26 protein-coding genes and 1 tRNA gene are annotated in these 26418 nt (G+C 72.9%); 10 read left to right on the plus strand and 17 right to left on the minus strand.

Annotation, left to right across the window (positions count from 1 at the left end; genetic code table 11):
• The 5 genes from AB0K09_RS08535 to AB0K09_RS08555 all read left to right on the plus strand — a co-directional run.
• On the plus strand, positions 1–1010 hold a 1010-nt coding region (locus AB0K09_RS08535; RefSeq protein ID WP_366064537.1), incomplete at its 5' end, for a HAMP domain-containing sensor histidine kinase.
• Entirely contained in the window at positions 977–2221 is a 1245-nt protein-coding gene (locus AB0K09_RS08540) for a bifunctional glycosyltransferase family 2/GtrA family protein (protein WP_366064538.1), read from the plus strand. The genes AB0K09_RS08535 and AB0K09_RS08540, both read left to right, overlap by 34 nt.
• Positions 2218–4272, plus strand: a complete 2055-nt coding sequence (locus tag AB0K09_RS08545; protein WP_366064539.1) for a glycosyltransferase family 39 protein — start codon at positions 2218–2220, stop codon at positions 4270–4272. The genes AB0K09_RS08540 and AB0K09_RS08545 overlap by 4 nt, the downstream gene beginning before the upstream one ends.
• 100 nt (positions 4273–4372) lie before the next feature.
• Entirely contained in the window at positions 4373–5890 is a 1518-nt protein-coding gene (locus AB0K09_RS08550) for an MFS transporter (RefSeq protein WP_366064540.1), read from the plus strand.
• 123 nt (positions 5891–6013) lie between these two features.
• Positions 6014–6766, plus strand: coding sequence for a TetR/AcrR family transcriptional regulator (locus AB0K09_RS08555; protein WP_366064541.1), 753 nt, complete (start codon positions 6014–6016; stop codon positions 6764–6766).
• A 253-nt stretch (positions 6767–7019) separates the two neighbouring features.
• On the opposite strand, the gene AB0K09_RS08560 is transcribed toward AB0K09_RS08555, so the two are convergent.
• Together AB0K09_RS08560 and AB0K09_RS08565 are read right to left on the minus strand one after the other, a co-directional pair.
• Positions 7020–8660 (minus strand): MDR family MFS transporter, encoded by a 1641-nt coding sequence (locus AB0K09_RS08560; protein WP_366064542.1) that lies wholly within the window; start codon positions 8658–8660, stop codon positions 7020–7022.
• A gap of 30 nt (positions 8661–8690) precedes the next feature.
• On the minus strand, positions 8691–9176 hold the full coding sequence (locus tag AB0K09_RS08565) for a MarR family winged helix-turn-helix transcriptional regulator (protein ID WP_366064543.1): 486 nt from the start codon (positions 9174–9176) through the stop codon (positions 8691–8693).
• Between the two features lie 178 nt (positions 9177–9354).
• On the opposite strand from AB0K09_RS08565, the gene AB0K09_RS08570 reads away from it, so the two are divergent.
• Positions 9355–9924 (plus strand): hypothetical protein, encoded by a 570-nt coding sequence (locus tag AB0K09_RS08570; protein ID WP_366064544.1) that lies wholly within the window; start codon positions 9355–9357, stop codon positions 9922–9924.
• 22 nt (positions 9925–9946) lie between these two features.
• Here the strand turns inward: AB0K09_RS08570 and AB0K09_RS08575 are convergent, their stop codons facing one another.
• The 5 genes from AB0K09_RS08575 to AB0K09_RS08595 all read right to left on the minus strand — a co-directional run bounded on the left by AB0K09_RS08575 (position 9947) and on the right by AB0K09_RS08595 (position 13534).
• The gene (locus AB0K09_RS08575; protein WP_366064545.1) at positions 9947–10711 is read right to left on the minus strand and encodes a hypothetical protein; all 765 of its coding nucleotides are present in this window, start codon (positions 10709–10711) and stop codon (positions 9947–9949) included.
• A gap of 50 nt (positions 10712–10761) precedes the next feature.
• Complete coding sequence (locus tag AB0K09_RS08580; protein ID WP_366064546.1) at positions 10762–11595, minus strand: RNA polymerase sigma factor SigF; 834 nt, start codon at positions 11593–11595, stop codon at positions 10762–10764.
• Between the two features lie 191 nt (positions 11596–11786).
• Positions 11787–12821: a SigB/SigF/SigG family RNA polymerase sigma factor gene (locus AB0K09_RS08585; protein ID WP_366064547.1), complete on the minus strand. Its 1035-nt coding sequence runs from the start codon at positions 12819–12821 to the stop codon at positions 11787–11789.
• Between the two features lie 205 nt (positions 12822–13026).
• Positions 13027–13320, minus strand: a complete 294-nt coding sequence (locus tag AB0K09_RS08590) for a Dabb family protein (protein ID WP_366064548.1) — start codon at positions 13318–13320, stop codon at positions 13027–13029.
• 49 nt (positions 13321–13369) lie between these two features.
• Entirely contained in the window at positions 13370–13534 is a 165-nt protein-coding gene (locus AB0K09_RS08595; RefSeq protein WP_366064549.1) for a hypothetical protein, read from the minus strand.
• 185 nt (positions 13535–13719) lie between these two features.
• On the opposite strand from AB0K09_RS08595, the gene AB0K09_RS08600 reads away from it, so the two are divergent.
• A complete protein-coding gene (locus tag AB0K09_RS08600; RefSeq protein WP_366064550.1) occupies positions 13720–14109 on the plus strand; it encodes an STAS domain-containing protein in 390 nt (129 codons plus the stop codon).
• 44 nt (positions 14110–14153) lie between these two features.
• Here the strand turns inward: AB0K09_RS08600 and AB0K09_RS08605 are convergent, their stop codons facing one another.
• The 6 genes from AB0K09_RS08605 to AB0K09_RS08630 form a co-directional block, all read right to left on the minus strand.
• The gene (locus tag AB0K09_RS08605; RefSeq protein WP_366064551.1) at positions 14154–14513 is read right to left on the minus strand and encodes an STAS domain-containing protein; all 360 of its coding nucleotides are present in this window, start codon (positions 14511–14513) and stop codon (positions 14154–14156) included.
• A 78-nt stretch (positions 14514–14591) separates the two neighbouring features.
• Positions 14592–17561 carry a BTAD domain-containing putative transcriptional regulator gene (locus tag AB0K09_RS08610; protein WP_366064552.1) on the minus strand — a complete coding sequence of 990 codons (2970 nt, stop codon included), beginning with the start codon at positions 17559–17561 and terminating at the stop codon, positions 14592–14594.
• 204 nt (positions 17562–17765) lie between these two features.
• A tRNA-Ser gene (locus AB0K09_RS08615) sits at positions 17766–17850 on the minus strand.
• Between the two features lie 42 nt (positions 17851–17892).
• Positions 17893–18417: a tRNA adenosine(34) deaminase TadA gene (gene tadA, locus AB0K09_RS08620; protein ID WP_366064553.1), complete on the minus strand. Its 525-nt coding sequence runs from the start codon at positions 18415–18417 to the stop codon at positions 17893–17895.
• A gap of 34 nt (positions 18418–18451) precedes the next feature.
• Positions 18452–18979, minus strand: coding sequence for a hypothetical protein (locus AB0K09_RS08625; protein ID WP_366064554.1), 528 nt, complete (start codon positions 18977–18979; stop codon positions 18452–18454).
• Between the two features lie 175 nt (positions 18980–19154).
• Positions 19155–19388: a hypothetical protein gene (locus AB0K09_RS08630; RefSeq protein ID WP_366064555.1), complete on the minus strand. Its 234-nt coding sequence runs from the start codon at positions 19386–19388 to the stop codon at positions 19155–19157.
• Between the two features lie 258 nt (positions 19389–19646).
• Between AB0K09_RS08630 and upp the strand changes: the two genes are divergently transcribed.
• Positions 19647–20282 carry a uracil phosphoribosyltransferase gene (upp, locus tag AB0K09_RS08635; protein WP_366064556.1) on the plus strand — a complete coding sequence of 212 codons (636 nt, stop codon included), beginning with the start codon at positions 19647–19649 and terminating at the stop codon, positions 20280–20282.
• Positions 20283–20493: 211 nt separating this feature from the next.
• Here the strand turns inward: upp and AB0K09_RS08640 are convergent, their stop codons facing one another.
• The 4 genes from AB0K09_RS08640 to AB0K09_RS08655 form a co-directional block, all read right to left on the minus strand.
• The gene (locus tag AB0K09_RS08640; RefSeq protein WP_366064557.1) at positions 20494–21225 is read right to left on the minus strand and encodes a LytR C-terminal domain-containing protein; all 732 of its coding nucleotides are present in this window, start codon (positions 21223–21225) and stop codon (positions 20494–20496) included.
• Between the two features lie 134 nt (positions 21226–21359).
• On the minus strand, positions 21360–21656 hold the full coding sequence (locus AB0K09_RS08645) for a type II toxin-antitoxin system VapB family antitoxin (RefSeq protein ID WP_004929488.1): 297 nt from the start codon (positions 21654–21656) through the stop codon (positions 21360–21362).
• Positions 21657–21867: 211 nt separating this feature from the next.
• The gene (locus AB0K09_RS08650; protein WP_366064558.1) at positions 21868–22068 is read right to left on the minus strand and encodes a DUF5988 family protein; all 201 of its coding nucleotides are present in this window, start codon (positions 22066–22068) and stop codon (positions 21868–21870) included.
• Between the two features lie 89 nt (positions 22069–22157).
• The gene (locus AB0K09_RS08655; protein WP_366064559.1) at positions 22158–22748 is read right to left on the minus strand and encodes an HhH-GPD-type base excision DNA repair protein; all 591 of its coding nucleotides are present in this window, start codon (positions 22746–22748) and stop codon (positions 22158–22160) included.
• Positions 22749–23240: 492 nt separating this feature from the next.
• On the opposite strand from AB0K09_RS08655, the gene AB0K09_RS08660 reads away from it, so the two are divergent.
• Both AB0K09_RS08660 and AB0K09_RS08665 read left to right on the plus strand, forming a co-directional pair.
• On the plus strand, positions 23241–25502 hold the full coding sequence (locus AB0K09_RS08660; protein ID WP_366064560.1) for an MMPL family transporter: 2262 nt from the start codon (positions 23241–23243) through the stop codon (positions 25500–25502).
• 78 nt (positions 25503–25580) lie between these two features.
• On the plus strand, positions 25581–26243 hold the full coding sequence (locus AB0K09_RS08665) for a response regulator transcription factor (RefSeq protein ID WP_366064561.1): 663 nt from the start codon (positions 25581–25583) through the stop codon (positions 26241–26243).
• Positions 26244–26418: the final 175 nt, after the last annotated feature.

Raw genomic sequence — 26418 nt, forward strand, 5'->3', positions numbered from 1 at the left:
GCATCGCGGCCGCCGCCCTCGTCCGCATCGCCCTGCGGCCGCTGCGGCGCGTCGCCGCCACGGCGAACCGGGTGCTGCATCTGCCCCTGCACAGCGGCGAGGTGATGCTGCACGAGCGGGTGCCCGACGCGGAGGCCGATCCGCGCACGGAGGCCGGGCAGGTGGGCGCGGCGCTCAACCGCATGCTGGAACACGTCGGTTCGGCGCTGGCCGCGCGGCAGGAGAGCGAGACGCGCGTGCGGCGGTTCGTCGCCGACGCCGGCCACGAGCTGCGCACGCCCCTGGCCTCCATCCGCGGCTACGCGGAACTCACCCGCCGGGGCCGGGAGGAGACCGGCCCCGCGACCCGGCACGCCCTCGGCCGCATCGAGGCCGAGGCCCGCCGGATGACCGAGCTGGTGGAGGACCTCCTCCTGCTCGCCCGCCTGGACACCGGCCGCCCGCTCGAACGCGCGGACCTCGACCTCTCTCCGCTCGTGGTCGACGCCGTGAGCGACGCGCGGGCGGCCGGCCCCCGCCACGTCTGGCGCCTCGACCTGCCGGCCGAGCCGGTCACCGTGCCCGGGGACGCGGCCCGGCTGCACCAGGTCCTGGTCAACCTCCTCGCCAACGCCCGCACCCACACCCCGCCCGGCACGACCGTCACGGCCCGGGTGCGGCCCGGCGCGGTCCTGGAGGTCGAGGACGACGGGCCCGGCATCCCGCCGGACCTCCTCCCGCACGTCTTCGAACGCTTCGCCCGCGGCGACGCGGGCCGCTCGCGCGGGGCGGAGGGCGGCGGCACCGGACTGGGCCTGGCCATCGTGCGGGCGGTCGTCGTGGCGCACGGCGGCGACGTGACCGTCACGAGCGCGCCGGGCCGGACGGTGTTCCGGGTGGTGTTCCGGGTGGCGTTCCCGGCGCCGGACCGGACTCACAGCGCGGCCACAGGCTCCGCACACCCCCACGACAGCGCCGCGGACCACGCTCTGGGTCCATGCCCCAGCCACTGCCCGTCAGGGCGCCCGTAACGACCGACGCCGGGCCCGTCCTCGACGTCGTCATCCCCGTGTACAACGAGGAGGCCGACCTCGAGCGCTGCGTGCGCCGGCTGCACGCGCACCTGAGCGGCACCTTTCCGTACCCCTTCCGCATCACCGTCGCGGACAACGCCAGCACCGACAGCACCCCGCTCGTATCCGCCGCGCTCGACGACGCGCTCGAGGAGGTCACGGCCGTACGGCTGGAGCGCAAGGGACGCGGGCGGGCGCTGCGGACGGTGTGGTCGCACTCCGGGGCGCCGGTGCTCGCCTATATGGACGTCGACCTGTCGACCGACCTCAACGCGCTGCTGCCGCTCGTCGCCCCGCTCATCTCCGGCCACTCCGACCTGGCCATAGGGACCAGGCTGGCGGGCGGCTCCCGGGTGGTGCGGGGGCCGAAGCGGGAGTTCGTCTCCCGTGCGTACAACCTGATCCTGCGCACCGGCCTCGCCGCGCGCTTCTCCGACGCGCAGTGCGGCTTCAAGGCGATCCGCAAGGACGTCGCCGAACGGCTGCTGCCGCTGGTCGAGGACACCGGCTGGTTCTTCGACACCGAACTGCTCGTGCTCGCCGAACGGGCCGGGCTGCGGATCCACGAGGTGCCGGTGGACTGGGTCGACGACCCGAACAGCTCCGTGCACCTCGTGCGGACCGCCACCGACGACCTGCGCGGCGTCTTGCGGATCGGCCGCGCCCTGGCCACCGGCCGGCTGCCGCTGGACCGGCTGGCGCGGCCGTTCGGCGACGACCCGCGCGACCGGACGGTACCGGGCGTACCGCGCGGGCTGGCACGGCAGTTGCTCGGTTTCTGCGTCGTGGGCGCGCTGTCCACGCTCGCCTATCTGGCGCTGTACTCGCTGCTGCGCACCGGGACCGGCCCGCAGCTCGCCAACGCCGTTGCCCTGCTGCTGACCGCCGTCGGCAACACGGCCGCCAACCGGCGCCTGACCTTCGGGGTGCGCGGCCGGGAGCGGGCCGTGCGGCACCAGGCGCAGGGGCTCGTGGTGTTCGGCATCGGCCTCGCGCTGACCAGCGGCTCGCTCGCCGCCCTGGACCTGGCCGGGGGCGGCCCGTCGGCGGGCGCCGAACTGTCCGTCCTGGTCACCGCCAACCTCGCGGCGACCGCGCTGCGTTTCCTTCTCCTGCGCGCGTGGGTCTTCGCGCCGGGCCACCAGCACCAGAGGAGCACCACCCCATGACCGTCAGCCGCCGCCCCGCGCCCGGGCGGCTCGCCCTGTTCGGGCTGCTCGCCGCGACCGCCGCGCTCTACCTCTGGGACCTGGGCGCGTCCGGCTACGCCAACCAGTTCTACGCCGCCGCCGCGCAGGCCGGCGGCGCGAGCTGGAAGGCGTTCTTCTTCGGCTCGTCCGACGCCGCGAGCTCCATCACCGTCGACAAGCCGCCCGCCGCGCTGTGGCCCATGGGACTGTCCGTCCGGATCTTCGGTCTGAGCTCGTGGTCGATCCTGGTGCCCGAGGCGCTCATGGGTGTCGCCGCGGTCGGCGTGCTGTACGCGACCGTGCGCCGTCACTTCGGGCGGGGCGCCGGGCTGCTGGCCGGCGCGGTGCTCGCCGTGACGCCGGTCGCCGCGCTGATGTTCCGCTTCGACAACCCCGACGCGCTGCTGTGCCTGCTCATGATCTGCGCCGTCGCCTGTGTGCTGCGGGCGATGGAGGACGCGCGGACGTCCTGGCTGCTGGCCGCCGGCCTGAGCTTCGGCCTCGCCTTCCTCACCAAGACCCTCCAGGCCTGGCTGATCCTGCCGCCGCTCGCCCTGCTGTACGCGGTGTGCGCCCCGGCCCGCCCGTGGCGGCGGCTCGGGCAGTTGCTGCTGGCCGGGCTGGTGCTGGTGGTCAGCGGCGGCTGGTGGGTCGCCGTCGTCGAGCTGATGCCCGCGGCCTCGCGGCCGTACGTCGGCGGCTCGCAGCACAACAGCTTCCTGGAACTGACCTTCGGCTACAACGGCCTCGGCCGCATCGACGGCAACGAGACCGGCAGCGTCGGCGGCCATGCCGGCCCGGGCGGCGGCCGCTGGGGCGAGACCGGGCTCACCCGGCTCTTCGGCCCGGACATGGGCGGCCAGATCGCCTGGCTGCTGCCGGCGGCCTTCGTCCTGCTCCTGCTCGGGCTGTGGCTGACGCGGCAGGGCGGCCGTACGGGGAATCCGCGGCGCACGGCCTTCCTCGCCTGGGGCGGGGCGCTGCTGATGACCTTCGGGATCTTCAGCTTCATGTCCGGGATCTTCCACCAGTACTACAACATCGCCCTCGCCCCCTATATCGCCGCGCTCGCCGGCATGGGCGCGGCCGTGCTGTGGGAGCGCCGGGCGACCGCGCTGCTCGCGGTCCTCGTCGTGGGCACGGCCGGGTGGGCGTACGTGCTGCTGGGCCGTACGCCGCAGTGGCTGCCGTGGCTGAAGTGGGCCGTGCTGGTGGGCGGCGTGGTGGCGGGCGCGGCCCTGCTGACCGTGCGGCGCGCGGGCGTCCGGCAGGCGCGCGCGGCGGCGGGTCTCGCCGTGGCGGTGTCGCTGGCGGCCCCGGTGGCGTACACGCTCGACACGGTGAACACCGCGCACGGCGGCTCGATCGTGACCGCCGGCCCGCCCGTTCGCGGTGGGGGCTTCGGCGGCGGCCGGGGCGGGTTTCCCGGCGGAGCCTTCCGGGGTGGCGGGAACGAGGGCGTTCCCGGCGGTCCGGCCGGCTGCGGCGGGCGCCGCGACGCCGGCCGGATGCCCGGCGGGTGGCCGTCCGGCGCGCACAAGGGGGCGGGCCCGGGCGGCCGTGGCGGCGACCCGGCCGACTGCCGGCCCGGCCAGGACGGCCGGCGCCGTGCGGGCGACAAGCCGGAGGGCATGCCCGGCGGAATGGGGGGTCTCCTCGGGGGCCGGAAGGTGAGCAAGGAGGCGGCGAACGCCCTGGAGCGGGACGCCGGTTCGTACACCTGGGTCGCCGCGGCCGTCGGTTCGCAGAACGCGGCGGGCTACCAACTCGCCACGCAGCGGCCCGTGATGCCGGTCGGCGGTTTCAACGGCAGCGACCCGTCGCCGACCCTGGAGCGGTTCCAGGAGTATGTGAAGGCCGGGAAGATCCACTACTTCATCGCCGGCGGCGGCGAGGGCCGCGGCGGCGGGCCGGGAGACGGCGGCCGGGGCCCGTCCGCGCGGATCACCTCCTGGGTCCAGTCGCACTTCACCCAGGTCACGGTGGGCGGCACGACGCTCTACGACCTCACGCGCCCCGCGGAGAAGTAGCCGCCGGGACAGCTCCCCGAAAAAAGCCCTGTACGGCGTAGAAGAATCTCCTGTACGGTGTACGACGTCACCCAGTCGTACACCGTACAAGGGAGCTGTCATGACGGCGACGATCGCCGATTCCCCGCAGGCCGCCACGGAGCGGCCGCCGCGCAACCCCACGCGCTGGGCAGTCCTCGCCGTCATCTGCCTCGCCCAGCTCACCGTGCTGCTCGACAACACCGTCCTCACCGTCGCCATCCCCTCCCTCACCGAGGAGATGGGCGCCGCGACGTCCGACATCCAGTGGATGATCAACGCCTATTCGCTGGTCCAGGCCGGACTGCTGCTCACGGCGGGCAGCATGGCCGACCGCTACGGCCGCAAGAAGCTGCTCGCCCTGGGCCTCGCCCTCTTCGGCCTCGGCTCGCTGGGGGCGTCGCTGTCCGGGACGACCGGCCAGCTGATCGCGGCCCGCGCCGGCATGGGCGTCGGCGGCGCCCTGCTCATGACGACGACGCTCGCCGTCGTCGTGCAGGTCTTCGACGACGACGAGCGGCCCAAGGCCATCGGCCTGTGGGGCGCGGTCGGCTCGCTCGGCTTCGCCGCCGGACCGCTGATCGGCGGGGCACTGCTCAACCACTTCTGGTGGGGGTCGATCTTCCTGATCAACCTGCCCGTGGCCGTCCTCGGGCTGCTCGCGGTCCTCAAGTGGGTCCCGGAGTCCAAGAACCCCCAGGGCGACCGCCCCGACCTGCTCGGCGCGCTGCTGTCCACCATCGGCATGACCGGCGTCGTCTACGCGATCATCTCCGGCCCGGGCCACGGCTGGACCTCCGCCCACGTCCTGACCTCCGCCGGCATCGGCGTGGTCACCCTGGCCCTCTTCGCCCTGTGGGAGCGCCGCTGCCCCTACCCGATGCTCGACATGCACTTCTTCCGCAACAGCCGCTTCGTCGGCGCGGTCTCCGGCGGCATCCTCGTCGCCTTCGGCATGGGCGGCTCGTTCTTCCTGCTCACCCAGCACCTCCAGCTCGTCCTGAACTACGACCCGCTGGAGACCGGCCTGCGCATGACGCCGCTCGCCCTGGTGATCGTCGTCCTCAACCTCACCGGCGTGGGCGCCCGGCTGCTCCCGAAGGTCGGCACGCCGGTCGCCATCGCCGGCGGCATGGGCCTGCTGGCCGCGGGCCTCGCGTCGATCGCGATCCTCGGCGCGCACGGGTACGGCGGCATGCTGCTCGGCCTGATCCTCATGGGCATCGGCATCGCCCTGTCGATGCCCGCCATGGCCAACGCGATCATGTCCGCCATCCCGCCGGAGAAGGCGGGCGTCGGCGCCGGTGTCAACGGCACGCTCCAGGAGTGCGGCAACGGCCTGGGCGTCGCCGTCCTCGGCGCCGTCCTCACCTCCCGCTTCTCCGCCCTGCTCCCGGCCGTCGCCGCCGGCGCGGGCTCCCTCCCCGCCGCCCTCTCCCACGCCCGCACCCCGGCCGACCGCACCGCGATAGCCGACGCGTTCGCCACCGGTGTGCAGACCAGCCAGCTGGTCGGCGCGGCGGCGGTCCTGGCGGGCGGCGTGCTCGCCGCCGTCCTCCTGTGGCGGGCCGAGCGCCGGACCCCGGCCGGGCAGGGCTGAGACATCCGGCGGCACACGGGGGCGGCTTCCACGGGGGTGGAGCCGCCCCCGTCCCCGCACCCGGCCCCCGCCCGGCGAGGGCCTAGCATCGATCCCGTACCACCCGCACAGAGGAGAGCACGCATGGCGAGCGACGGCACCCGGGCCAGCGTCTGGCTGGCCGGAAAGCCCGCGGCCCCGAAGCGGAAGGGCGACGGGCCCGCCCTCGACCTGCCGCGCATCGTCGCCACCACCGTACGGATGCTGGACGCCGAGGGCCTCGCCAAGTTCTCCATGCGCCGCCTGGCCGCCGAACTCGGGGTGACCGCGATGTCGGTCTACTGGTACGTCGCCACCAAGGACGACCTCCTCGAACTCGCCCTCGACGAGGTCTCCGCCGAGCTCACCCTCCCCGACCCGGCCGACGAGAACGCCGACTGGCGCGACCAGCTGCGCCAGCTCGCCGTCGAGTACCGCAAGGTCCTCGTCGCCCACCCCTGGGTGGGCCGCCTGGTCGGCCAGTACCTGAACATCGGTCCCCACGCCATGGCCTTCTCCGAGACCGCCCTGGCCGTGATGCGCCGCAGCGGCATCTCCATGGAGGGCACCACCGGCGCCCTCTCGGTGCTCTTCCAGTTCGTCTACGGCTTCAGCACGGTCGAGGCCCAGTACCGGGAGCGCTGCCGCGAGGCGGGTGTGACCGAGGAGGAGCACTTCCTGAGCGTCATGAACGTGGTCAGGGAGCGTGACGAGTTCTCGGACTCCTACAAGGAGGCCGCCGAACTCATGGAGTCCCGCGTCCGGAAGAGCGTGGCGGAGATGCGCGAAGCGGACTTCGCGTACGCGCTGGAAACGGTGATCGCGGGCATCGAGACGATGCGCGACCGCACGCCCTGAGGCCTGGGGCCGGGCCTGTCCGGGGCCGGCGCACACCGCCCCGTCGGCGTGGAACCCCGGACCTGACCGTACGCGGCAAGCGGCGCGGCAAGCGAAAGGCCCCGGCGGGGTCGCGCCCAGGCCGTCCCCTGCCTGTGGGTGGCGCGGCCCGCCGGGGCCTTGAGGGGAGCCCAGAATGCCGTTCGGGCTTCCCTCGCCGGGGGCGGGGGCGCGCACTCCGCTCGTGGGCGCGCCCCCGTCCCCGGGGTCTTCGTCAGCCGGCCTGCCGGGCCGGCTCCTTCGCCTCCGCGCCGGACGAGGCGGCGGCGGGGCGGGACTTCAGGGCGACCTCCTTGATGAAGAGGGTCACGATGAAGGCGAGCAGCGCGCACGGCGCCGCGTAGAGGAAGACATCGCCGATGCCGTGCCCGTACGCGCTCTCCATGACCGTGCGGATCGGGGCCGGCAGCGACTTCAGGTCGGGGATGCCGCCCCCGGCCGTACCGCCGTGCTGCATCGCCGCGGCCGCCTTCGGGCCGAGCGCCGTCAGGCCGTCCTTGACGTAGTCCGGCACCCGGTTGGCGAGCACCGCGCCCAGCACCGAGACGCCGACCGCGCCGCCGAGGGAGCGGAAGAAGGTGACGACGGAGCTGGCGGCGCCGAGGTCCTTCGGCTCGACCTGGTTCTGCGCGGCGAGCACCAGGTTCTGCATCATCATGCCGATGCCGAGACCCATGAGCGCCATGTAGATGGCCAGGTGCCAGTACGGCGTGTCGTAGCGCATGGTGCCGAGCAGGCCCATGCCGGCGGTGACCAGGACGCCGCCGCTGAGCAGCCAGGCCTTCCAGCGGCCGGTCTTGGTGATGATCTGGCCGGAGACGGTCGACGAGACGAACAGGCCGCCGATCATCGGGATGGTCAGCAGGCCGGACATGGTGGGCGACTCGCCGCGGGCCAGCTGGAAGTACTGCGAGAAGAACACCGTGCCGGCGAACATCGAGACGCCGACGAAGAGGCTCGCCAGGGAGGACAGGGCGATCGTCTTGTTGCGGAACAGCCGCAGCGGGATGATCGGCTCGGCGGCCTTGGCCTCGGCGAGGACGAAGAGCGCGGCGAGCAGGATCGAGCCGCCGACCATGACGGCGGTCTGCCAGGACAGCCAGTCGTAGTCCTTGCCCTTGCCCGCCCGGGTGACCCAGATGAGCAGCAGGGTGACGGAGCCGGTGATGAAGAGGGCGCCCAGCCAGTCGACCTTGACGTCGCGCTTCACGATCGGCAGCTTCAGGGTCTTCTGGAGCACGATCAGCGCGATGATCGCGAACGGCACGCCGACGTAGAAGCACCAGCGCCAGCCGAGCCAGCTGGTGTCGGTGATGACGCCGCCGAGGAGGGGGCCGCCGACGGTGGCGACGGCGAAGGTCGCGCCGAGGTAGCCGCTGTAACGGCCGCGCTCGCGCGGCGAGATCATGGCGGCCATGACGATCTGCGCCAGGGCGGACAGACCGCCGACGCCGATGCCCTGGACCACGCGGCAGGCGATGAGCATGCCGGTGTTCTGCGACAGACCGGCCACGACCGAGCCCGCCACGTAGACGACCAGGGCTATCTGGACCAGCAGCTTCTTGCTGAACAGGTCGGAGAGCTTGCCCCACAGCGGCGTGGAGGCGGTCATCGCCAGCAGCGCGGCGGTGACGACCCAGGTGTAGGAGGACTGGCTGCCGTGCAGATCGTGGATGATCTCCGGCAGTGCGTTGGAGACGATCGTCGAGGACAGGATGGCGACGAACATGCCGAGCAGCAGCCCGGACAGCGCCTCCATGATCTGACGGTGCGTCATGGGGGTGGCGCCGGGGGCCTGCGGGCCTCCGCCGTCGGCCTCGCCGCCCCGCACACCGGCCGGTGTGGTCTTGGACATGGACTTCCTGTTCTGCGTCGGGTGTGTGACTTACGCGGGTGTACGGGCCGGGGGGCCGGCCGGCTGCCGCTCCGGAGCGCGCGGGGTGCGGCACTCGCCGAAGCCCTCGCGGAGCCGGGCCAGCAGGCCGTTGAGGAGGCCGACGTCGTCGTCGGACCAGTCGCGCAGGCAGTGGGCGAGGGCGTCCACGCAGCGCGCGGAGACCTCGTCCAGCAGGGCCTCGCCCTCGGGGGTGAGGGTGACCAGCCGTGACCGCTTGTCCAGCGGGTCGGGCTTGCGGTCGAGCCAGCCGTGCTCCGCCGCGTACGCGACGTGCCGGCTGGTGACCGACATGTCGACGTCGAGGAGCTCGGCGATCCTGCTCATGCGCAGCTCGCCGTACCGCCGGAGCATCGACAGCGTGAAGGCCGCCGCCGGCGGGCACTGCGGGGGCAGGGCCCGGTTCAGGCCGCGCTTGACGGCCCCGATGGCGCTGAGCTGACGGGCGAGCTCCTCGTACTGCTCGTGGGCGGCCATGGGCGCGTCGACTCCAGGGGTATCGGTTGCTTAAAGCAACCATAGAAGTGATTGGTTACTGAAGGCAAACGAATTTGGCGGATTATCGGGTAAAGGAACCGCCAAAAATGGCCACACGCCATGCCCGCGCAGGCCCCTGCCGACCCCTGGCGAGATCGTTTCGCTAGGGTCCTGGCCCATGGCCGATCCCCAGTACCCCCCGTACAGCCAGGACCCCCAGAGCCCGCACAGCCCCCAGCACCAGCAGTACCAGCAGTACCCGCAGGGCGACCCGTACGCGCAGCAGCAGCCGGGCCCGTACGGCCGGCAGCCGCAGGATCAGTACGGTCAGCAGCAGAATCCTTACGGCCGGCAGCAGGCCCAGGACCCCTACGGCCAGGACCCCTACGGCCAGGACCACTACGCCCAGGACCCCTACGGCCAGGCCGCCCCGCAGGCCGCTCCCCACGGCCAGGCCCCGCAGCCCGGACCGTACGGGCAGCCGCAGCAGCCGGCCGCCTCCTACCCGCAGGCCCAGGCGCCCCGGCCCCCGCAGGGCGGGCAGCAGCCCCCGCAGGGCGCGCACGGTGGTGAGGACGCCGCAGGCAGCACCCAGATGTTCCGCGCCTTCGTCGACGAGGCCGCCCCGGTCCGTCAGGCCGCGGCTCCCGCCGCCGCTCCGGCGTCCGGTCCGCGCGTCGGCCTGATCGCCGCCGTGGTGGCCGCCATCGTGGTGATCGCCGCGGTCGCCTGGCTCGCGTTCGGCTGATGCCGCGGCCCCGCCGGGGCCGCTACGTCCAGTCCGCCCAGGCGTCCCGGGTCTCGATATGCGTGCCCAGCGGCACCCGCCACGGGTCCACGCACACGGTCCATGTCTTCTCGGCCGTCCGCCCGGCGTCGATGGGCGCGGGGAGGGGCTGGACCGAGGGCAGGGTGGCCCAGTCCGTGCCGAACAGGTCGACGATGTGGGTGCCGAGGACGACCAGGCCGCCGGTGACGGGGCGGCCGCCGGTGTTGGTGAAGGACACGGTGACGTTCTCGCACCAGCGGTCGCCGGCCGGTGCGCGGCGCGGTGCGCCGACGGTGAGGGCGGCCGGGGAACCGGGAGGGGTGGCTTTGCCGCTGCCCGGTGCGGAGGGCCCGGAGGGCGTCGAGGGCTTCGAGGGCTTCACCGGGGCGGCCGGCGGCGCGGGCCGTGGCGCGCGCGACGACGCGGACGGTCCCGGTGCGGCGCGGTCGGCGCCGGTCGCGGGGTCCGTGTCCGTTCCGGTGCCGGAACCCGGGCTGCCGGAGTGCCGGAGGGCGCTTGTGGCGCCCGTGGCCGATGGGGCAGGGCCCGTGGGACGGCCGGAGGCCGGTGTCCCGCCGGGGTCGAGCGGTACGTACTCCACGTGGCCCGTCGGCGGAACGGCCCCGTCCGCCCGTGAGATGCCGGACCCGGCGGCACCCGAGGCGACGTAGCCGTCGCGGTCGCCGCCGCAGCCCGTGAGCAGGGCGCCCAGGGCGAGTGCGGCGGCCGAAACGGAGACGTGGACTGCGTACGCGTTCCGTCGCATCGGCCAAGTGTGGCTGACGATCCGTCAGTTGTACATGTGTGCGGGTGTGCTCAGTCCGCGATGAGACCCTCGCGCAGCTGGGACAGCGTCCGGGTCAGCAGCCGGGAGACGTGCATCTGCGAGATGCCGACCTCCTCGCCGATCTGGGACTGCGTCATGTTCGCGAAGAACCGCAGCATGATGATCTGCCGCTCGCGCGGGGGCAGCTTGGCCAGCAGGGGCTTGAGGGACTCGCGGTACTCGACGCCCTCCAGCGCGGTGTCCTCGTAGCCCAGGCGGTCGGCCAGGGAGCCCTCGCCGCCGTCGTCCTCGGGGGAGGGGGAGTCCAGGGAGCTGGCGGTGTAGGCGTTGCCCACGGCGAGGCCGTCGACCACGTCCTCCTCGGAGACCCCGAGGCACAGGGCGAGTTCGGGGACGGTCGGCGAGCGGTCGAGCTTCTGCGCGAGCTCGTCGCTGGCCTTGGTGAGGGCCAGGCGCAGCTCCTGGAGCCGGCGCGGGACGCGCACGGACCAGCTGGTGTCGCGGAAGAAGCGTTTGATCTCGCCCACGACCGTCGGCATGGCGAACGTCGGGAATTCGACCCCGCGTTCGCAGTCGAAGCGGTCGATCGCCTTGATCAGACCGATGGTGCCGACCTGGACGATGTCCTCCATCGGTTCGTTGCGGCTGCGGAAGCGCGCGGCGGCGTAGCGCACGAGGGGGAGGTTGAGCTCGATCAGCGTGTCACGGACGTACGCACGCTCGGGGCTGTCCCGCTCGAGGGTCGCCAGTCGCAGGAAGAGGGAGCGGGAGAGGGTGCGGGTGTCGATGGCTTCGCAGTCGTCGAGCACGGCGTGCGGTGCGTCGTTGGCGAGCACCTTCGCGCTGCCCAGGTCTACGGACATGCCACCCCCTTGAGGTCGCGGACGGGTCACAGCAACTCCCTCGTGCTGAGGGGGTTCAGCCTCCACCTGAATACCGGAGGCCGTGCTGCGGCAAACGCAGTTCCAGCAGAATGTCACATGTCGGCAACACGCTGTAGCGTCAAGTCGACTTATCTGCCGCGTGACATCGGGGGAGGGGTCACCCGCAAGGGTTAGGCGTCGATTCGATTTGCGGAACGCAGCCGGGCGAAGCTCCGTGACAGTAGCCGGGACACATGCATCTGGGACACCCCCAGCTCCGCGCTGATCTGCGACTGCGTCAAATTGCTGTAGTAGCGCAACAGCAGGATGCGCTGTTCGCGCTCCGGCAGCTGTACGAGCAGATGGCGGACGAGATCACGGTGCTCGACCCCGGCGAGCGCGGGGTCCTCGTAGCCGAGCCGGTCGAGCAGCCCGGGCAGGCCGTCGCCCTCCTGGGCGGCCTCCAGCGAGGTGGCGTGGTACGAGCGGCCCGCTTCGATGCAGGCCAGCACCTCGTCCTCGCCGATCTTGAGCCGTTCGGCGATCTCGGCGGTGGTCGGCGAGCGGCCGTGCAGCACCGTCAGGTCCTCGGTCGCCCCGTTGACCTGCACCCACAGCTCGTGCAGCCGGCGCGGGACGTGCACGGTGCGGACGTTGTCGCGGAAGTAGCGCTTGATCTCGCCGACGACCGTCGGCATGGCGAAGGTCGGGAACTGCACCCCGCGGTCGGGGTCGAAGCGGTCGATGGCGTTGATCAGGCCGATCGTGCCGACCTGGATCACGTCCTCCATCGGCTCGTTGCGGCTGCGAAAGCGCGCGGCGGCATAGCGGACGAGCGGCAGGTTGGCCTCGATCAGGGCGGCGCGCACGCGGGCGTGCTCCGGTGTGCCGGGCTCCAGGCCGGCGAACTTCTTGAACAGCACCTGGGTCAGTGCCCGGGCGTCCGCGCCCCGGCTCTCGCGGGTACGGGGGGCGCTCGCGGGGGCGTGTGCGCCGTCAGTACCCTCCGCACCTTCGTCGCCCGCGCCTTCGCTGTCCGTGGCGTCGCCGGCGGGCGCCTCGGCGGGGTCCCGGGCGGGCTCCCCGGCCGGTCCGTCCGCGCGGCGCGGCGTGCCGACGGTGTCGGCCGCGTCCTCCGCCGGGGCGAGGGGTGGCTCGGAGACGTCCGGTTCCTCGGCGGTGGTTTCGCGCCGGAGCGGGGCTTCGGGCGCAGTACGAGCCGGCACGGTCACACCACCCCTTCACGGTCAACTCATCCGGCAAAAGCGGTCATAGCATCACAAGACATGTCCACTGTGTGCAAGCACCGCATAACACCGTGTTGACCGAGAGTTGACCATGCGAAAAGCCCCTCACGGAAAAGGTGAGGGGCCGGGTGTCTCGCGTCGTGCGCGCCGTGGCGCGGCCCGTCGGCCCGCCGTGGCAAGGGGTCTAGAACGTGTAGTCCGCGATGACCCACGTGGCGAATTCGCGCCACTGGCCGACGGCCGCCTGGTGGGCCGGGTGCTCCAGATAGCGCTGCAGCGCGTCGGCGTCCTCGACGGCGGAGTTGATGGCGTAGTCGTAGGCGATCGGCCGGTCGGAGAGGTTCGCGCCGCACTCCCACGAGCGCAGCTCGGGGATGAGCCCGCCCAGCTCCTCGGTCGCCCGGACGGCGGCGAGGACGCGCGGGTCGTCGTGGCCGACGCCCTCGTTGAGCTTGAACAGAACCAGATGGCGAATCACGTGAGCTGCCTTCGGTCGACTCGGTGGGGCGGCACGGACGGATGCCGGGTCAGTTCACCAGCTGGGTCATGAACTCGCCGATGCTCTTGGCGGCGTCCGATATGCCCTCGAACCCTATCTGCACCAGCTCGGCCGCCCGGGCGGGGGAGTGGATGATCGTGTACGCGACGAAGATGCCGAGTGCCCAGAGCACAATCCGCTTCGCCTGTGCCATGGCGCACTGCCTCCCCTGCCGTCCCTTGCGTGCGTTCGCGTGAGTCTAACCGCACGCATGCGCGAGAGGGGGGGCCTGTTCGGTGTCCGGGTGCTCCGCCGCGGCCGCCCGGACCGTGGCGCGGCGCAGGTGACAACGCGCCGCAGGCTGGGCACCACAAAGGCAACACCCGGTAAGGGGAGGCGGTGAGATTCGCCATGGGCGTGTACGAGCTCGCCTTCACCATGCGGGAGTGCGTGGCGGGGGGAGCGATTGTCATAGAACTGCTCGGGGAGATCGACATCCTGGCCGAGCAGCAGTTGGGCCCGCGGGTGGAGGCCCTCTCCGCGCGCAACCGGTCCGACGTTGTGATCGATCTGCGAGGAGTGACGTTTCTGGACGCGAGCGGCGTGCGGCTGCTGATGCGGGCGCGCGGACGGTCGGTCCGGTGCGGCGGACGGCTGCGGGTGGTGCGCGGCGGGCCGATGGTGTCGAAGGTGATCCGGATCGCCGGCGTCGAGACGGCGTTCACCTGGCTGGACAGCTTCCCGGCGGCGTGCCCCTCCCCGTTCGCCGGGCGGAACGTTCCCGCGTAGCGCCTCCCGGCGGCCCGGGGCCCCGGGGCATCCGCCGGCCGGGCTCACCTCTCCGCGGGCGCCGGCCTGGGGCGGGGGACGTCCCCGAGGGTCGCGTACAGCGGGATGACGCGGTGCAGCCCCGTCAGCGTGAACGCCTTGCGGGCCAGCGGCGCCGGTGCCACCGCGCACAGCCGCATGCCGTGTTCGCGCGCCCGCAGTCTCGCCTCCACGAGCACCGACAGCGCGGTCGCCGTGACGAACCGGGACGCCGACAGGTCGGCGACCAGGCCGCGGCAGGTGTCCGCGTGCTCCTCGATGACCTGTCGCAGAGCCGTGCGCAGGCCGGGGGCGTTGGCGATGTCGACCACGGCGGGGAAGGTCACCACGCAGTGGGCGGCGACGATGTGGGTGGGAACCTTCATGGGGTCCTCTTCAGAGAGCCGGACCCGGCCGATTCCACCACATTCGGGTGCGCCTGCGGAGGAAATTCCACGCGGCTTTCACACCCTTGTGTCCCGCTCGCCCGGGAACTCCTCGTCCAGCAGCGCCCGTACGTCCGCCGCCTCCGCCGCGCCGCGCCGGACGAGCACCTCGTACGCCTCGCGCAGCGCGCCCAGGGCGACGCGGGGTTCGCCCAGGGCGAGCAGCGCCCGGCCGCGCGCGGCGAGGGCGAGGCCGCGGCAGTACGTGTCGCCGAGCTCGGCCTCGATCTCCAGGGCGCGTTCGGCGTCGGCGGCGGCCTCGCGGTGCTGCCGCTGGCGGATCCGGCAGTGCGCCAGCCGGGCCCAGAGCAGCGCCTGGCGGCGGGGGTCGGCCGGCTCGGGCTCCAGGGCCAGTGCCTCGCGCAGCCGCTCGGCGGCGCCCGCGGGCCGGTCGGCGCGCATCAGGACGCGCCCGGCCTCGTGCAGCACGTCGACCAGCGTCGGTACGTGGCCCAGCTCCCGGGCCCGGTCGGTCGCCGCGGCGGAGGCGGCCATCGCCTCCTCGGTCGCGCCCAGGTCGAGGTGCGCGCGGGCGGCGTGGGCCAGCGCCTCGGCGGCACGGCTCGCCGCGCCCTCGGCGCGCAGCCGCTCCTCCGCCCGGGTCAGCAGCGGCAGCGCCTCGCCGGGGTGGCCCATGGCCAGCAGCACCAGGCCGAGTTCGTACGAGCCCATGGTCAGGACGAGGGCGTCGCCGGCGCTCTCGGCCAGGGCCAGGCCCGCGCGCAGTTCCGTCTCCGCGCGCTCGTAGGTGTCCGGCCCGAAGTGCGGGGTGCCGAGCAGCCGCAGCGCGCGGGCGGCGGCGACGTCGTCGCGCTCCTTGCGCGCGCGTTCGAGCGCCTGCCGGGCCGTGGGCTCCAGTTCCTGGTGCCGGGCGGTGCCCTGGACCAGCTCGGCCCACGCGGTCAGCAGGTCCACCGCCGAGCGCACCCCGCCGGGCAGGTCGAGGCGCAGCGCCTGGTCGACCGTGGCGAGCAGATGCGGATGCGCGTCGCGCGTCCAGTCGCGCGCGGCGGCCGCGTCGGGCAGCGCGCGTCCCGGCGTCCCCGGCTCGTGCAGATGACGCGGCACGGGGCTGTCGGGCCGTACGAGCCGGAGCGCGGTGACGGCCGTGGCGAGGTGGTGGCCGAGCAGCCGCAGCAGCGCCGCGTCGCGCACCGGCGGGCTGTCGACGCGCTCGCTCTGCCGCCGGGCGAAGTGCTTGAGCAGATCGTGGTGGCGGTGGCGGGCCGGACCGGGCGTCTCCAGCAGGGCGGCCGCGGTCAGAGCGGCGGCGAGCTCCTCGGCGGCGTCCGGGGGGACGTCGAGGAGGGCGGCGGCGCCCGTGGTGTCCAGCCAGGGCGCGTCGGGCAGCGAGAGGAGCCGGAAGGCACGGGCGGGCTCGGGGGCCAGCGCCTCGTAACCGACCCGCAGGACGGGCTCCGCCGCCCCCTCGCCGTCCTCCTCGCTCAGGTGCAGGGCATCGAGCCGGTGCCGCTCGTCACGCAGCAGGCCGGCGAGTTCGTCCGGTGTCGCCGCAGGGTCCGTGGCGAGCCGCGCCCCGGCGACGCGCAGGGCGAGCGGCAGGCCCCCGCAGGCCGCCAGCACGTCGTCGACAGCCCCGTCCGCGCCGCCGAGGCGGCCCGGGCCCGCGACGGCGGCCAGCATGGCCGCCGCGTCCGGCCGGTCCATGGGGCCGACCTCCAGCACGTGCGCGCCGGGCAGCGCGAGGCCGGGCGTCCGGGTGGTGACCAGCACCGCGCAGCCCGGTCCCCTCGGCAGCAGCGGCAGGACCTGCTCGGTGTCGTACGCGTTGTCCAGCACGAGGAGCATCCGCCGGTCCGCGAGCAGCGACTGATAGAGCGCCAGCTGCCGCTCCTGCCCCTCCGGCAGGGTGCTCTCGGCGACGCCGAGCGCGTGCAGGAAGTGCGCCAGGGCGGTGGGCGTGTCGACCGGGGACGGGTCGGTGCCGCGCAGGTCGAGGAAGAGCCGCCCGTCGGGCCGGTCGCCGCGCAGGGCGTGGGCGGCGTGCACGGCGAGCGCGGTCTTGCCGGCGCCGCCGGGCCCGGTGAGCGTCACGATCGCCGTCGCCCCTCCGTTCCCGCCGGCGAGCGCCTCGCGGACCCGCGCGGTCAGCCGCTCCCGGCCGGTGAAACCGGCGACGTCGGGCGGCAGCAGATCCGGCGCGGCGGGCGCCGTCGCCGCCGTCACGACCGGCTGGAGGGGCGCCGCCAGCACCGGGTCACCGGCCAGCACCTGTTCGTACAGCCGGGCCAGTTCCGCGCTCGGCGCCGCGTCGCGCCGGTGGCCCCGGGCCAGCACCCGCCGGTACTCAGTGAACACGGCCAGCGCCTCCGCCTGCCGGCCGCAGCGGTGCAGTGCCAGCATCAGCAGCGCGCGCGGCCGCTCGCGGCGGGGATGCTCGACGGTCAGCGTCCGCAGGCCGGCGATCGCGTCGGCGTGCCGGCCGAGAGCGAGGAGGCAGTCCAGCGCCTCCTCCCGGGCGGCCACGCGCAGCTCGCCGAGCCGCTCGCGCTCCGCCTCCAGGAACGGGCCGGGCAGCCCGGCCGCCGCCGTGTCCCCCTCCCAGAGCCGCAGCGCGACGCTCAGCCGCTCGTACGCGCCCGCGACGTCCCCCGCGGCCCGGGCGGCAGCGGCGGCCGCCAGATGCTCCTCGAAGACGGCCGCGTCCAGCTGCTCGGGCCGGAAACGGGCGGCGTACGCGGTGTCCGCGGCGTGCGCGTCCGCTCCCGCGTCGGCGTCTGTGGCGTCTGTGGCGTTCGCCGTGATGACCGGGCCGGCCTCGTCCGGCGGCTCCAGCACCTCGCGCAGTCCGGCGATGTACGTGCCGACGGTCTCCTCGGCCTGCCCCGGGGGCCGCTTGCCCCACAGCGCGTCGATCAGCTCCGGCGTACGCACGGGTTGCCCGCCGCGGAGCAGCAGCACCGCCAGCGTCGCCCGCTGCTGCGGGCTTCCGAGCGCCAGCGGCTGTCCGTCCCGCTCGGCGCGCACGGGGCCGAGGACGCGGAAGCGGAGACGAGGGGGAGGGGACGAGGGCGGCGGGTGACCGGACACGTCGGAACGCCTACCCGCTATGGGGGGATTTGTACCGTTCGAGGCTTGCGCGTCACCCGCTCCGGGGTGGGCCCGGGGCGTGCCGGGCGCATGAAAAAACCGCCCCCGACTGCGTTTCCGCAGGTCGGGGGCGGTTCTCGGCGGTAGCGGAGGGATTTGAACCCTCGGTGACTTGCGCCACACTCGCTTTCGAGGCGAGCTCCTTCGGCCGCTCGGACACGCTACCGAGAGAGAGCTTAGCGGACAGGTGGCCGTGCTCCGAAATCGGTTACCGGTCGCGGTCGCGGAAGAAGCGGGTGAGGAGGCCGGCGCAGTCGTCGGCGAGGACGCCGGAGACCACCTCGGGGCGGTGGTTGAGGCGGCGGTCGCGGACGACGTCCCAGAGCGAGCCGGCCGCGCCGGCCTTCTCGTCGACCGCGCCGTAGACCACCCGGTCCACCCGGGACAGCACGATCGCCCCCGCGCACATCGTGCACGGCTCCAGCGTCACGACCAGCGTGCAGCCCGTCAGCCGCCACTCGCCCACGGCCCGCGCGGCCTCGCGGACGGCCAGCACCTCCGCGTGGGCGGTCGGATCGCCGGTGGCCTCGCGCTCGTTGCGGCCGCGGCCGATCACGGAGCCGTCCGGGCCCAGCACGACCGCGCCGACCGGCACGTCGCCGGTGGCGGGGGCCCGCACCGCCTCGGCCAGAGCGGCCCGCATGGCATCGCGCCACGGGTCGCGGACGGGGTCGGGGGCGGTGTCGGGAACGGGCTCGTGCTCGTGCGTCGGGCCCGGAACGGCTTCCTTCATGGCACCAGTGTGGGCGAACCCGCGGGGGCCGGCGTCAGCGGACGGCCTCCAGCACCTCCGTGCAACCGAGCGCGTCCGCGATGCTGCTGAGCGCGTCCCCGTCGAGGTCCAGCAGCTCCTTCCTGCTCACCCCCAGGTCGTCCAGCAGGCCCGCGTCGCCCACCGGCTCGGCCGGCGCCCGCTCGGCGGCGGCCGCGTCGTCCGTCTCCTCCTCGACCGGTTCGGGCTCGCCGTCCTCCGTGCCGTCGAGGTCGAGGCTGTCGAGATCGTCCTCCTCGCTCTCGTCGCGGCCGAGCAGCTCGTCGACCAGCATCGCCCCGTACGAGCTGCGGCTGGCTACGGCGCCGTTCGAGACGAACACGCGGGGATCGTCCTCGCCGTCCACCCGGACGACGCCGAACCAGGCGTCCTCCTGCTCGATGAGCACCAGGACCGTGTCGTCCTCGGACGAGGCCTCGCGGGCCAGGTCGGCGATGTCCGACAGGGTCTCCACGTTGTCGAGTTCTGTGTCGCTCGCTTCCCACCCGTCTGCGGTGCGCGCGAGCATTGCGGCGAAGTACACCGTGACTCTCCCACTGGTCATAAGCGGTGCCGGGCCGGACGGGGGGCACCCCGCCCATTCGGAATCGTGGCAGAAACCTCGCCGTTGCGAGAGGTCTTCCGCGCTGCGTCGTGCAGCAGTCCGAAGAGATGTCGCTCACGTGGGGTCCGTACGGACGCGTCGCCGCGCCGCCGCGTCACCAGCGGAAGGTCCGCATGCGCAGCTGCTGGCGCATCCGGGCCGCCCGCGCCCGGCGCGGCTGCACGCGGTCGCGCAGCTCCTTGGCCTCGTTCAGCTCGCGGAGGAACTGGGCCCTTCTGCGCCTGCGCTCCGCGTCCGCGTCGGTCTCGCTCTCCGGACCGCCGTCCGGCGTCTGTATCCCACGGGTCCTCCGCGGCGACCCGTTCGCTCGTTCGTCCTGGCCGGCCATGGGCAGCACCACCTCGTGCCGAGGTTCCTCGCCCGGAGCGACAGACCGGGCGTACGTGCCCACTTTCCCCCCGCATGGTGGTTTGATGCCAGGGCCGCGACAGACTCCCGTCGCACCCCCGACGTCCGCCGCCGCCGGTGACCAGGGGGTCCGCGCCTTCGGCCGACCGGCGGACTTGTCCGACCTGTGACGCCAGGTAGCCTGTTTTGTGGGCCGCGACTGCGGCCGTTGTTGCAGTTCAGGCCCATGGAGGAAGTTGTGCGTTTGCAGATCGTCGACCACCCGCTGGTGGCGCACAAACTCACCACGCTGCGCGACAAGCGCACCGACTCCCCCACCTTCCGCCGTCTCGCCGACGAGCTGGTCACCCTGCTCGCGTACGAGGCCACGCGGGACGTGCGCACCGAGCAGGTCGACATCGAGTCCCCCGTGACCGCGACCACCGGCGTCCGGCTCTCCCACCCGCGCCCGCTCGTGGTGCCGATCCTGCGCGCCGGGCTCGGCATGCTCGACGGCATGGTCCGGCTCCTGCCGACCGCCGAGGTCGGCTTCCTCGGCATGATCCGCGACGAGGAGACGCTCACGGCGTCCACCTACGCCACGCGGATGCCGGAGGACCTCTCCGGCCGCCAGGTCTACGTCCTCGACCCGATGCTGGCGACCGGCGGCACGCTCGTCGCCGCCATCAACGAGCTCATCGCGCGCGGCGCCGACGACGTCACCGCCATCTGCCTCCTCGCCGCGCCCGAGGGCGTCAAGGTCATGGAGCGCGAGCTGGAGGGCGCCCCGGTCACGGTCGTCACCGCCTCCGTCGACGAGCGCCTCAACGAGGACGGCTACATCGTCCCGGGCCTCGGCGACGCGGGCGACCGCATGTACGGCGCAGCGGGCTGACCCAGCCCTTCCGTACGGGGTCGTCACCTTTTGCCCCGCCGCGACGGCGGGAAAGCACGACGGTGGAGCCCGGCGGTGCCGGGCCGGCCTTGCGGCCGGGGTGAGCCGCTACACCGTGCGGGGTGCGTACCTTTGCCCCGCCGCGACGGCGGGAAGCTGAGGCGAGGCCTCAGCCGACCGCGTGCCGCGCGGCGGGAAATGGGGCGTGGGCTCAGCAGCGGGTCACCGCAGGTGACGGCGCGCGGGCCGGGGCCGCCGGGGACGGTGGCGGCGACGACGGGGACGGGGAATCCGACGGCAAGTCGGACGGCTGGGCCGTCGGAAGCGGCGGTTCGCCGAGTTCCTCCAGGGCGCGGTCCGCGTCCTCGCGGGACGCGAGTTCCTTGTACGCGTCGCCGATCATGAGGTCGACGTCCTGGCCCTCGCGCTGGTCGTTCTTGGTCTCCGTCCCGGCCAGCTGCGTGGCCAGCACCTTCAGCGCCCCCTCGGCAGCGTCCGGGGAGCCCAGCAGCAGCCCGGCGCCGGGGACCTTCTTGTCGTAGAGGGCCGGCGCGTTCCCCACCTTGCCGATCCGGAAGCCGCGCCGCCGCAGCTCGTCCGCCGCCTCCTTGGCGAGGTTCGTGCGCGGAGTGGCGTTGTAGACGTTGACCGTGATGTCGGTCGGCTTCGGCAGCTCCCTCGGGACGGCCTGCCCGGCGGCCTTGGCGCCGGTCTTGCAGTCACCGGACCGGACCTTGGACGAGGCCTGCGTTCCTCTGCCGCCACCACCGGAGAAGACGTCGACGAGCTGCAGGGTTCCCCACCCCGCCAGGCCCAGCACGGCGGCCGTGGCGACTGCGGCGAGCACGATCCTGCGGCGGTTGCGGGGGCGGCGCATGTGCGGGAAGCGATGGCCCGTGATGCGGTACTTTCCGCCCATGCCGGGAGGGGTGAGCATGCTCATGGGCGCAGCGTAGTGCGGGCATGGGCCGCTGCCTACTAGATGATCAATGGCTTGCGGGTACGCCTACCCAAAAGGGTCAATAGTGGCCGATTGCTACCGGTAACTGCCCTTGAACGACCGCTTCCGGGGAGCGCTCAGTCCAGCTCCAGAACGCGCGCGTGCAGCACCTGCCGCTGCTGGAGCGCGGCGCGGACGGCACGGTGCAGACCGTCCTCGAGGTAGAGGTCGCCGCGCCACTTCACGACGTGGGCGAAGAGGTCGCCGTAGAAGGTGGAGTCCTCCGCGAGCAGCGTCTCCAGGTCGAGCTGCTGCTTCGTGGTCACCAACTGGTCCAGGCGCACCGGGCGCGGGGCGACGTCCGCCCACTGCCGGGTGCTCTCCCGGCCGTGGTCGGGGTACGGCCGCCCGTTTCCGATGCGCTTGAAGATCACACGGAAAGCCTACCGGGCGAGCGGCTCCCGGCGCAGCCACGGCGCGGGGCCGCGAAGGTGACAATCAGCCGCATCAGCCGCGTACCGGCGGGTTGGACGGCGAGATCTCATCCGATCCTCATGCGATCGGGTGCGAGCCACGCGTGTGGCGCGTGTGGTCACCCGTGCACCCAGGCACCCGTGCACCCAGGTGTGCGGCCGTCGCCGGTCGCTACTCCGCGACCTCGGTCCGCTCGGACCACTCGTAGATCACGAGCCGGCCCTCGGCGGTGTCCTGGTGCCGTGGCGTGGCCTTGAAGTGCTCGTACCCGCCACGGAACGGGATCTTCAGCTCGACACCGGGCGGGGTGATCGGGACGACCCGCTCGGGGAGGTCGTCCGGGCCGCCTTCGAGGAACGCTTTGGCACCCATGGGCCACAGTCTTGCGGCGCGACGGCCCGACCGCCGCGCGACGCGCCGAAGGACGTTCAAGGACGACGCTCAAGGACACTGCGGGGCGTTCACGCCTTTTGTGAGGTTTTCTTGGCGGCTCGTTTCATCTCCTGCTTGTATGCCCGGACCTTGCCCAGCGACTCCGGCCCGGTGATGTCCGCGACGGATCGGTAGGACCCCTCCTCGCCGTACGCCCCCGCCGCCTCCCGCCAGCCGCTCGGCGTCACCCCGAACTGCTTGCCGAGCAGGGCGAGGAAGATCTGCGCCTTCTGCTTGCCGAAGCCGGGCAGCTCGTTCAGCCGCCGCAGCAGCTCCTTCCCGTCGGCCGCCCCCTCCCAGACCGCGCTCGCCTCCCCGTCGTAGTGCTCGACCAGGAACGTGCACAGCTGCTGCACCCGCTTGGCCATGGAGCCCGGATAGCGGTGCACGGCGGGCTTGGCCGAGAGCAGTTCGGCGAAGGCGTCGGGGTCGTAGGCGGCGATCTCGTGCGCGTCGAGATCGTCCCGTCCGAGGCGCCGGGCGATGGTGTGCGGGCCGGTGAACGCCCACTCCATGGGGATCTGCTGGTCGAGCAGCATCCCCACCAGCGCGGCGAGCGGGCTGCGCGACAGCAGCGCGTCGGCCTCGGGCTCCTGGGACAGCCTGAGAGATCGGACCATGCCCCGATGATCCCCCGGCGGGACCGGTCGTGCATGCGCCCGGAGCGCCGGGCGCGTCGGGTGCCCGGCGTCGGTCTCCGCGTACGAGCAGCCGGCGATCGCGGCGTGGAGGGCGCGGCCGAGCGAGGCCGGCGACGAATTCCGCACCTTGTGGGAACTGCACGAGGTGGCCGTCCGCCGGCACGGCCGCGTCCGCGTGCTCTCCACCAGGAGATCGGTTCGGTCTCGCTCGACTGCCAGGTCCTGCTCGCCCCCGAGGGTGATCAGCGGCTCGTCCTCTTCACGCCGCCTCCGGGTACGGACGCGTCGAGCCGGCCGGCGATGCTCGAAGTGATAGGAGAGGAGCGGTTCTTCACCCACCGGCTGAGGGCGCGTCAGTCTCTTCGACCCGCTTCCGCTTTCCGCTGACATGCGGATTCGGTGGCGCCATTGGTGATCATACATACACTCCTGTATGATTAATTGCCCAGTCGAGGGGGACGGGGGCCACGCATGTCCGGGGCGAACGGACCGTTAGGTTCGCGACAGCAGAAGGCCGCCGGGAACGCCGACGAGACACCCGCTCCGTCCTGGCCGGTGCGGCTCGCCGTGGCCACGCTGCGCCGGCGCCGGGCCGTGCTGGTGCTGACCCTTCTGCTCACCGCGTTGGCGGGTGTCTACGGCACCGGGGTCGTGAGCCGGCTGTCCAACGGCGGCTACGCGGCCTCCACCGGCAACCTCCGCATCGCCCAGAACACCCTGAACGAGACCTTCGGGGTGAGCAAGCCGCATCTGCTGTTCGTCCTGACGGCCCGCGAGGGGGCCGACACCCCGGCGGTAGCGGCGGCCGGCAAGGCGTTCACGGAGCGGATCCGGCCATGGTCCGGCGTCGCGTCCGCGGACTCCTACTGGACGACCGGCGACAGCTCCCTGCGGGCGAAGGACGGCAGCTCCGCGGTGGTGGCGGTGCGGCTGAAGGGGGACGACGAGGAGGTCCAGCACACGGCCAAGCGGCTCGTGCCCCGGCTCCGCGGCGAGCGGCCGCCCTTTCGCGTCGACGTGACCGGAGAGGCCGAGGCCAACGCGGAGTTGCAGAAGCAGAGCGACGAGGACCTCGTCCAGGCCGAACTGGTCGCCGCGCCCCTGATCCTGCTCGTGCTGCTCCTGGTCTTCCGCACGGCCGCGGGCGCGCTGCTGCCGTTCCTCGTCGGAGTGATCGGCGTGGCGCTCACCCTGGCCGTCCTGCGTCTGGTCACCGAGTTCACCCATGTGTCGGTGTTCGCGATGAACCTGACGACCGCGCTCGGCCTCGGCCTCGCCGTCGACTACAGCCTCCTGCTGCTGATGCGCTTCCGCGAGGAGACGGGCAAGGGCCTCGACCCGCACGCCGCCGCGGTCGCCACGATCCGGACGGCGGGACGCACGGTCTTCTTCTCCTCGCTCACCGTCGCCCTGTGCCTGAGCGCGTTGCTGATCTTCCCGCTGTACTTCCTGCGCTCCCTCGCGTACGCCGCCGTCCCCGCCGTGCTCATCGTGGGTGTCGCCGCGGTCGTGGTGCTGCCCGCCGCGCTGCTGGCCTTCGGCCGGTGGCTGGACGCGGGCGACATCACACCCCTGCTGCGCAGGCTCCGGCGGGCCCCCGCCGGCGAGCCGGGGCCGCCCTTCTGGGAGCGGGCCGCCGAGCGGGTCTCGCGGCGCCCGCTGCTGGTCGCGGTCCCCGTGGTGATCCTCCTCGTGGCCCTGGGACTGCCCTTCTCCCAGGCGAAGTTCGGGCTGACGGACGAACGGGTGCTGCCCGTGAGCGCCGAGGCGCACAGTACGGCGCGTGTGGTCGAACGGGACTACGCGGCCGGCGCCCTCAACCCCGTCCATGTCGTCCTGCGCGACGCTCCCCGGGGCGAGCGGGAGGCGTACTTCCGCGAGGTCTCGCGGATCGACGGCGTCGCGTACGTGGACACCGAGCTCGGCGCGTACGCCGGGGGTTCGCGGGTGCGCGACGCCGCGCTGCCGGCCCCCGCCTATGTGCGGGGCGAGGTGTCCCGGCTGCTGGTCGTGCCCCGTGACAACGCCTTCTCGCAGCGCGCCGAGCAGATCGTCCACCGGCTCAGGTCGCAGCCCGCGCCGGGACAGGTGTTCGTGGCGGGCGACGCGGCGCTGTTCGCGGACACCAAGTCCGTGATCGCCGAGCGGCTGCCCTACGCCCTGGGCGTCATCGTGCTGCTCATGTTCCTGCTGCTCTACCTGTTCACGGGCAGCCTGGTCGTGCCGGCCACGGCGATCGTCTTCAACACGCTCAGCCTCACCGCCTCGTTCGGCGCGATGGTCTACGTTTTCCAGGACGGCCATCTCAAGTGGCTGGTGGGCGAGTTCACCTCGACGGGCTATCTGGATGTCACCGTCCCGGTGCTGATGTTCTGTGCGGCCTTCGGCCTGTCGATGGACTACGAGGTCTTTCTGATGTCCCGCATCCGGGAGCACTACGCGATCCACCGGGACAACAGACGGGCCGTCATCGAAGGAGTGGGCCGGACGGGCCCGATCATCACGGCCGCCGCCGTGCTGATCGGCGGTGTCCTGATCGCGCTGGCCGGCTCCGCGATCTCCGTGCTCAAACTGCTCGGCCTGGGGATGTTCCTCGCCGTGCTGGTGGACGCCGTACTGATCAGAGGGGTGCTCGTCCCGGCGTTCATGGTGGTCATGGGCCGGGCGAACTGGTGGGCGCCAGGCCCGCTGCGGCGCCTCCACGCGCGCTTCGGCATCACCGAGGATGCCTGAACCGCCGCCGAGTCCGGCCAGCGGAACCGAAAAATTCCACCGGTGCAGACGGTTGTCGATTTTCGGGAAGAGGTTTCTGTGACTCGTTCGTCGCTCGAGGGATCCACGCGTGCCCCCGCCGGTATCGAGCGGGGAGACTGCTCCATCGTCCTGGTCGGCAGCTGGCTGGCGCTGCCGCTGAACGGATGTGAACACTACGAGGGCGCCTACATTCACAGCTGTCCGGACCGCGACGAGCTGATACCCGTCGTGCACGCCCGGCAGGCCGACTGGCTGCTGGCCGGCCCGGAGCTGGACGACGGGGACATCCAGCGCCTGTTCGCCGGGGCCAACGCCGTCCGGGAGAACGTCAGACTGGCCGTCCTCGGCCACGCCCGGGACTGGCGCCGCTGCGACCGCTGGATGCGCCGCGGCTGCCGGGTCTATTTGGAAGAAACGATTCGGCCGCGCCGTGCCGTCGCCGCCATCCAGGCGGCGCACAGCTTGGGCGTCAACATCATGGACCGGGTCTTCTCGGAAGTGCTGCGCGAGCGCGCGACCGGTCCCGCGCCGCATCTCACCCGCCGGGAACGGGACGTCCTGGATCTGCTGCGGCGGGGCCTGCGCAACCGGGAGATCGCCGGCGCGCTGTTCGTCAGCGAGAACACCGTCGAGTACCACATGCGGCATCTGCTCTCGAAGTTCAGCGCGCGCAACCGGATGGAGGTCGTCGAACGGGCGGTCTCGCTCGGTCTCGCATAGTCGCGGATCGCATGCCGTCCGCATACTACGGCTATCCGTGATGCCGGGGGCGGTCGCTTCTCCATAATCTGTTTCACGCACGGTAGGAATTCCCGGAAGAGAATGGTGGGGAAAATGGAAGGCATCCGGTTCGAGATTGTCGACGAGCAGGTCTCCAGCCTCGAGTCCATCGGGG

Source organism: Streptomyces sp. NPDC049577 (assembly GCF_040675635.1).
GTDB lineage: Bacteria > Actinomycetota > Actinomycetes > Streptomycetales > Streptomycetaceae > Streptomyces.

Coding starts and splice junctions, on each gene's coding strand:
- AB0K09_RS08540 (WP_366064538.1), top strand. CDS start 977: ATGCCCCAGCCACTGCCCGTCAGGGCGCCCGTAACGACCGACGCCGGG.
- AB0K09_RS08545 (WP_366064539.1), top strand. CDS start 2,218: ATGACCGTCAGCCGCCGCCCCGCGCCCGGGCGGCTCGCCCTGTTCGGG.
- AB0K09_RS08550 (WP_366064540.1), top strand. CDS start 4,373: ATGACGGCGACGATCGCCGATTCCCCGCAGGCCGCCACGGAGCGGCCG.
- AB0K09_RS08555 (WP_366064541.1), top strand. CDS start 6,014: ATGGCGAGCGACGGCACCCGGGCCAGCGTCTGGCTGGCCGGAAAGCCC.
- AB0K09_RS08560 (WP_366064542.1), bottom strand. CDS start 8,660: ATGTCCAAGACCACACCGGCCGGTGTGCGGGGCGGCGAGGCCGACGGC.
- AB0K09_RS08565 (WP_366064543.1), bottom strand. CDS start 9,176: ATGGCCGCCCACGAGCAGTACGAGGAGCTCGCCCGTCAGCTCAGCGCC.
- AB0K09_RS08570 (WP_366064544.1), top strand. CDS start 9,355: ATGGCCGATCCCCAGTACCCCCCGTACAGCCAGGACCCCCAGAGCCCG.
- AB0K09_RS08575 (WP_366064545.1), bottom strand. CDS start 10,711: ATGCGACGGAACGCGTACGCAGTCCACGTCTCCGTTTCGGCCGCCGCA.
- AB0K09_RS08580 (WP_366064546.1), bottom strand. CDS start 11,595: ATGTCCGTAGACCTGGGCAGCGCGAAGGTGCTCGCCAACGACGCACCG.
- AB0K09_RS08595 (WP_366064549.1), bottom strand. CDS start 13,534: ATGGCACAGGCGAAGCGGATTGTGCTCTGGGCACTCGGCATCTTCGTC.
- AB0K09_RS08605 (WP_366064551.1), bottom strand. CDS start 14,513: ATGAAGGTTCCCACCCACATCGTCGCCGCCCACTGCGTGGTGACCTTC.
- tadA (WP_366064553.1), bottom strand. CDS start 18,417: ATGAAGGAAGCCGTTCCGGGCCCGACGCACGAGCACGAGCCCGTTCCC.
- AB0K09_RS08630 (WP_366064555.1), bottom strand. CDS start 19,388: ATGGCCGGCCAGGACGAACGAGCGAACGGGTCGCCGCGGAGGACCCGT.
- AB0K09_RS08640 (WP_366064557.1), bottom strand. CDS start 21,225: ATGAGCATGCTCACCCCTCCCGGCATGGGCGGAAAGTACCGCATCACG.
- AB0K09_RS08650 (WP_366064558.1), bottom strand. CDS start 22,068: ATGGGTGCCAAAGCGTTCCTCGAAGGCGGCCCGGACGACCTCCCCGAG.
- AB0K09_RS08655 (WP_366064559.1), bottom strand. CDS start 22,748: ATGGTCCGATCTCTCAGGCTGTCCCAGGAGCCCGAGGCCGACGCGCTG.
- AB0K09_RS08660 (WP_366064560.1), top strand. CDS start 23,241: ATGTCCGGGGCGAACGGACCGTTAGGTTCGCGACAGCAGAAGGCCGCC.